The 6,513-nt window shown below is 41.4% G+C and carries 7 protein-coding genes; all 7 read right to left on the bottom strand.

Annotated elements, in window-relative coordinates:
- On the bottom strand, window positions 1-1,792 hold a 1,792-nt coding region (locus tag VNZ46_RS25140), incomplete at its 3' end, for a type VI secretion system Vgr family protein (protein WP_325563747.1).
- Window positions 1,793-1,876: 84 nt separating this feature from the next.
- Window positions 1,877-2,272 (bottom strand): type VI secretion system tube protein TssD, encoded by a 396-nt coding sequence (gene tssD / locus VNZ46_RS25135; protein ID WP_199078831.1) that lies wholly within the window; start codon window positions 2,270-2,272, stop codon window positions 1,877-1,879.
- 41 nt (window positions 2,273-2,313) lie between these two features.
- On the bottom strand, window positions 2,314-2,709 hold the full coding sequence (tssD, locus tag VNZ46_RS25130) for a type VI secretion system tube protein TssD (protein WP_108554926.1): 396 nt from the start codon (window positions 2,707-2,709) through the stop codon (window positions 2,314-2,316).
- Between the two features lie 141 nt (window positions 2,710-2,850).
- A complete protein-coding gene (locus tag VNZ46_RS25125) occupies window positions 2,851-3,420 on the bottom strand; it encodes an NAD(P)H-dependent oxidoreductase (RefSeq protein ID WP_166644001.1) in 570 nt (189 codons plus the stop codon).
- A 140-nt stretch (window positions 3,421-3,560) separates the two neighbouring features.
- Complete coding sequence (locus tag VNZ46_RS25120; protein ID WP_325563742.1) at window positions 3,561-4,952, bottom strand: DUF5458 family protein; 1,392 nt, start codon at window positions 4,950-4,952, stop codon at window positions 3,561-3,563.
- Between the two features lie 43 nt (window positions 4,953-4,995).
- Entirely contained in the window at window positions 4,996-5,442 is a 447-nt protein-coding gene (locus tag VNZ46_RS25115; protein ID WP_133779351.1) for a hypothetical protein, read from the bottom strand.
- A 47-nt stretch (window positions 5,443-5,489) separates the two neighbouring features.
- The coding region (locus tag VNZ46_RS25110; protein ID WP_325563739.1) for an AAA family ATPase at window positions 5,490-6,513 on the bottom strand (1,024 nt) is incomplete at its 5' end.

Raw genomic sequence — 6,513 nt, 5'->3', positions numbered from 1 at the left:
CATTACTCCCTGTAATCGTATGTACACCTGAAGACTTTGTGTCTATTGTAGTTCCTGAAGAAATGGTGATCTTATCCGACGTAGATACGCATTTGTCTTTGCCTTCTATGTCTAAACTGGTCACACCAAACTTTCCTATGTTCACTCCATTACCCGTTTTATCTCCTGAATTTGCGTTTATAGCTGATTTTCCCTGAATGGTTATCGTCTCACCTATAATTTCTATGGTTCCATCCTGATTAAGGGTTATTGAACTCTTTCCTGTCTTGATAACGATTTTTTGGGCCGACTCCGCAGTAATGGAACCCGGGCCATTTTCTACCTTAACATAATTCGCCTTATTGGTTCCAAGGTTCAGCGCATGGTTCAGATCATCAAATGTCAATGCACTTCCCCTTCTCGAAGTCATTCCTTTGGTATTGCTGTTCTTAAAGCCTTTGCTGTCTCCACTTTTTCCATGAAATACACTTCCGAGGATGACCGGTCTGGCAATATTTCCTTCTTCAAAGGCGACTACAACCTGATCCCCTTTTTCCGGAATCACATGGAAACCACGGTTCGCTCCCGTGTCTCCACTTCCGGCATTCGGGCTCATAACCCGCAGCCATTCGGTGGGGTCATTGGTCTGACATTCCCATTTAAATTTCACCTTTACCCGTCCTTGCCCTTGAGGATCATCATTGTCCAACACATCTGCAAGTTGCATATCCGCCTCAGGTTTCTTCACTTGCCCTACAGGAAGTTTTTCACTGTCTGCAGCTACGCCTTCAAATGTGTTTTGATAATGTCCAAGCCCATCAATTTCATGGTAAACTGCGGTTACGATAAACTTACCAAAGTCCTGTACCTGGAAATCCAGACCATTTCTCATACTGGTACTGATGTCTACGATCTTACCCAGACCAACCTTAGGATTATCTCCGTGACCGGAAATACTCACCAATCCCGACACCAAAGCTTTATGCTCATCGTTCACAAAAGTATCAATCTCCTTCTGCGAGTTGACACGCACATTCAGGGGCTGATTGAACCTTTTGCTAAAAACTTCATTAGAAGCAGAAATCGCATGGGAAAGATCTGAAAGACTGGAACTGGCCGCTGCAGGCTGAGCACTCAGCAGTTGATCTTCCTGCGGATGATAGGCAAATTTCTTATAATTTAAAGGCGCAATCTGCATTCCATATTGTAAACTGTGCAGATCTCTTCCATAGATCAACGCAATCTGTTCTTCTTTATCTGGTTTTCCAAAATGGAGCACGCTGCCGTCGTAGTAAAACCATTCATGATATTCGGCCGAAAGCCTTTTAATGAAATCAAAATCACTTTCCCGGTATTGTATAATGTAATCAATAGCCGATGTATAGGCTGGTTTGATTTGAAAGTCCAGGTCGTTTTGCGGGGTATCATTTGTGGCCTGCTGGATAATTGTTTTCAGGTCTTTACCAAGGTAAGACCCCAGGTCTGGTCCCCGGTCTATAAGGATATCCGGGCTGTAACCGGTAATAACAATGTCACCCTGGAATCCATGGGTCTGTGCAATTTCCACTTTGGTAATGATCCCGGTAAAAATATTTCCGGAACGCTCTACCAGTCCAAACTGAGCGGTAAGGCTCTTGCCTATAAAGTCTTTAGACTTAGCCAGCGTAATCCCATTGGTCCCCTCCACCTGATCATGATTGATCCGCAGCTCAAAAGTATGGTGCTCGCTGAAACGCTGATCCAGCGTAAAACGGCTGAAATGCAGAATGGGCACCTCCTCTATACTGATGTCTATATTTAGTTTATTGACCATATTTCAGGAATTGAGTCGTTAAAAAATTGCCGGAAAGCAGGTAGTGCTTTCCGGCAAACTTGTTTTTCATAGGCCTATTGCCAATTAGGCCTTCGGCCAGTCATTGGTATGCTCAGCATTACCAATTTTCAGCTTGCGTGCAGAAATCACGAAGCTCAATGTCATTGGGGTATTGTCATTTACAGCAATACCTTCATTGTACTGGATGATGTAGGCGTCTTCAAAATGTAATTCCTTCATCTTTGCATCTTCCTCTCCTTTTTTGAACACAATGGTTCCGGCAAAGGCTTTGTACTGGTTGTTCACCATAGATTCGATCACTGAAGTATCTTCAGTAGATTCTACTTCAAGGTGAATGGTTCCACCATATACACCTGATGACGGACGTCCCTTCGCGTCTACGTCCCTGTTTAATGAAAAGCTGCACTGCAGCACATCATACTCTTTTGATCCAAGAGTAACTCTGGTTTTAAATGCCATGATAAGTTTTTTTAAATGTTAAACGTCCTTTTAATTTTGAATTAAGCCTTTGGCCAGTCATTGGTATGCTCGGCATTACCAGTTTTTAACTTGCGGGCAGAGATCTGGAATTTCAGGGTCATTGGATTATCTCCAACAATGTTAATTCCTTCTGAATACTTAACGATGTATCCATCTTCAAAATGTACTTCCTTCATTTTGGCATCTTCCTCTGATTTTTTAATTAGCAGAGTACCTGATAAAGGTTTGTACTGGTTGTTTACCATTGCTTCAACAACGGAGGTGTCTTCGGTCGATTCGAGTTCAATGTCGATCGTTCCGCCATACACGCCGGAAGAGGGTCTTCCTTTTGCATCCACATCACGGTTTAGGGAGTAGGCACAATGGAGCACATCGTACTCCTTGCCCGAAAAGTTTAATCTTGCTTTGAAAGCCATAACTTTTTGTTTTAGGGTGAGAAACTGTTACTATTAATTTGTATTAACATTAACATCTAAACAAAAAGTTTGCCACTATCTCCTATTAATCAGCACAATAGGATAAATATTTTTCAAATTGGCTCTCAAGCCGTTTTAAGGCTACATTAATTTTGATCCAAAAGTTTCAAGCTTCCGAAGCCACTTTTTACTGTAATCATTCTCCAGCGAGTAAAGATGCCCTATAGTGTTGGTATGAACGGGGTGGAAACGGCAGTTTTCAAAAACGTTTCTTTTTATAGACAAGTAAGTTACCTTTTTGTCTTGTTTCCAGTACTCAAAAGTTTCTTCGTCCAAAATAGACACAATTCGTGCAGATCTTCCACTAAAATTATTGCTGATGTTCTGGTTTCTGGAAAGAAATACCTGATCCGGCATAAACAACCGGTCAAAAAAGCCCTTGATCCGGGCAGGAATGGAAGACATATATACCGGACAAAATAAAACGACATGGTTGGCCCAGACGATCATATCCAATGCCCGTTTCAGATCCGGTTCTAACTCAGTAACACGGTTGGTGAATTGTTTATTGGAATTAAAGATCAGATCGATGATCGCAATTTCTTTGATCTGCGCGCCAGCTTCCTGGGCGCCTTTTTTGTAGGCATCAATCAGCAGGCTTGTCGCAGCCGTTTTTTCAGGATCGCCATTAATGATCAGTACTTGTTTCATGTATTCCCGGTACAGCGTAAAATCTGCGGGACTAAAATATAAAGAAATTGTTAAGTCAGGAAATGTAAAAGAGGTATAAAAAAATATCCGGCTCAGCTGGAGTACCATCTGGCCGGATATCTGATATAGAATAACCTGGGTTATTGTTGTGCGTATTCTGTACTCCAGGTGGTTTCTTCATCCTCACCTTTCTGACCGTCCAGTTTGACCACAAAACTTTTAGCAGGAAAATACGGTGTAATATGGATGTCCAGGTGGATTTTATCTTTTTGCTGTTCGTCCCGCTCAAAACGCATAATCTTAAATCTTTCAATGAGACGTTCCGGGCCTTGTATGCCATCCAGGAATTTAACAATTTGTCCACGAAGATCCTGTTCGGTTTTAGATGTCCAGTTTTCAAACGCTCTCCTGTTTAAGAAGTCGAACAAAACTTTGGTTACATAATCGAACACACGTACAACAGAGTAGGTTTGCAAGCCGATATTATCTCCGTTAAACAGGGTTTTAGCCGAAAAAGCCATGACTTTTCCGTACTCATTCACCATAGGAACAAGACCTATACGTTCCAGGTGAGAAATTTCACTCTTTTTAAGATCAAACTTTACACCGTCGACATCATTGATGGCACCATGTTTCTTACCAGCTGTAACCTGCGACATCAGAGTATAATACATTTTTCCCGCCAGTGCAGCTGAACCAGGAACCGTCAGATCATCCTCTTCGCCAACTTCAGCCACTTTTCCTCTGCCCACCAGCCAGTTACAAGTCATGATCACATTAGACCTGAAAGCATCTCCTCCAGTAAGATTTGCTGCAGTAAACAAATCAATCACATCATCCGGCTGGTCCAGATCCGCAAAATCGGTAATCAGCATCGCTTTATTCTGGTAAGCGATCTTTCCCCATTTTTCTACCACCTTATTGGAGCCCATATAACCTGGAACCACCATTAAAGAATAATTCTCACGAAGATCCAGTCTATCATACTTTTGCTTCAGTTCATCTGCAACATAGTCTATAAACCTTGGATTGTCCAAATCCTTGATCTGATCCATAGAGGCATTCAGAACCACCACATTTTTTAATTTATCAGATTCTGTATTCTGATAAAAGAGGTTTACAGAGCGATAAGCCTGCTCCAGTTCTTTTGTAGTCTCTAAAGCGGTCGCTATATTTTTATTCAGGTTCTCCTCTGCAGCTTCTAGTTTTTCCGTGCTTTTATCGAGCATCGATGAAACAGAATCAGAGTCTTCCAGTACATCAATCCAGAGTTGAATCTTTTTCTTAAGTTCTTCTCTTTCTTTCTTTTTCTCATCTCCGGTTAAAAAGATTTGCTTCCTTGCTTTTCTTTCCGGGTTTAAGTTTTGTAATCCGTCAACAGTAGCTTCCAATAAATCGAAGCCACCTACTCTTGCCAGTTTTTCCAGGCTCGCTTCTAGGCTAAGCTTTTCTCCCGCCTGCTTTTCTGCTGGCTTGAAGGACGCGCCTGAAGCGGCTTCCTGCGTTATTTTTTGTTCATCTGGAGTTGCCATTTTAATTTATTTAAATCGGGTTGATCCCTGGTTCTTAACTGGACTATTTATTTGCTTCTAATTCAGAAACGAAGTTTTTAAGCGCACTGATAAAGGCGTTTTTTGTTTCTGCATCATCTAATGTGGCTTTCAAGGTTTTGTTGGACTTTAATTGTTTAATCACATTTAAAGACATTTCCTTCTCAATGTTCACATTATTCAGATAAGTACTCTGGTTAATGATGTTTTTTACTGAAAAATCGCCCAGGTTATTAAACTTTAAGGTTTCTGATACCGGAGAACCATCCTGTTTTTCAAAAGACACATTCACCTTTGGTTTATAGTGGTTAAAAACTTCCTGTACAGTTTTCAGTCCTTCCACCTTTTCCGGCTTTATCGGCTCATTATCTGTAAGTTTTTGAATAAACAGCGTTTTATTGTGGGCAATATCTGCAAATGCTTCAGAGGTATCTACCTTTCTCTCATTACCGCCAATTTCATAGTTAAACATAGTATTGGTATTTAATGGTTTACGATTAATTTAAATGTCTTTATTATTTATGCTTCTGTTACCGGCACCTGTTCTATGATCTCCCATTCCAGCCGGTCTTCAGTTGCGTGTTTTTTTACCACAATTGTATTTCCCTTCTTTAACTCCCCGGAAATAATGTACTTTGATATTGGCCTTCTGAGTTCATTCCGGATCACTCCAGACAACTGCCTTGCTCCATACTTTGGAGTGAAGCCACTCAGCGCCAGCATTGTTGTTGCCTGTTCATCAATCTCAAAAGTTATGCCTTGTTTCTCCAGGGCCTCAATTAAACTCTTCAGCTGGATCTCAAAAATCCTGACTACGTTCTTTTCGCTGATCGGTGCAAAAGGTACAATTTCGGATAGACGGGCCAAAAATTCGGGTCTGAAATGCCTCGCCATAATCTCCATCAGTTGAGAAGAACCGGGTATTTCCCCTTTTCCAACTTGTTCTGCAATCCATTCACTTCCAATGTTCGAGGTGAACAGAATCAGGGAATTCGAAAAGTCACCCTCTTTACCGAGCCTATCGTGCATATGTCCTTCATCCAGGATTTGCAGAAAAGTATCAAATACAGAAGGATGTGCTTTTTCTATCTCATCAAAAAGCAACACAGAATAAGGCTGCTGTCTGATTTTATTGACCAGCAGACCACCTTCTTCATATCCAACATAACCCGGAGGCGCACCATACAATAAAGCCGCAGAATGTTCTTCTTTAAATTCGGACATATCAAAACGGATCATTGCCTTTTCATCATTAAACAAAAATTCCGCAATAGATTTGGCCAGTTCCGTTTTTCCCGTTCCCGTAGGCCCTAATAAAAAGAAAGATCCAATGGGCTGGCCTTTCTTATTTAATCCACTCCTTGACTCCAGAATGGCATCAGACACCGCCTTTAAGGCCTGATCTTGCCCAACTACCCTTCTTTTCAGGAACTGCTCCATATTCATTAACTTCTCTTTCTCCTGGGCCTGGATTTTCCCTAATGGGATCCCGGTTTTGTAAGAAACAATAGAAGCAATATCCTGCTTCCCTACCTCATCCGTT

Source organism: Pedobacter sp. (assembly GCF_035566355.1).
Taxonomy (GTDB): domain Bacteria; phylum Bacteroidota; class Bacteroidia; order Sphingobacteriales; family Sphingobacteriaceae; genus Pedobacter.
Note: the sequence above shows the minus strand (reverse complement) of the source record. Positions and strands in the feature narration are given on the sequence as shown.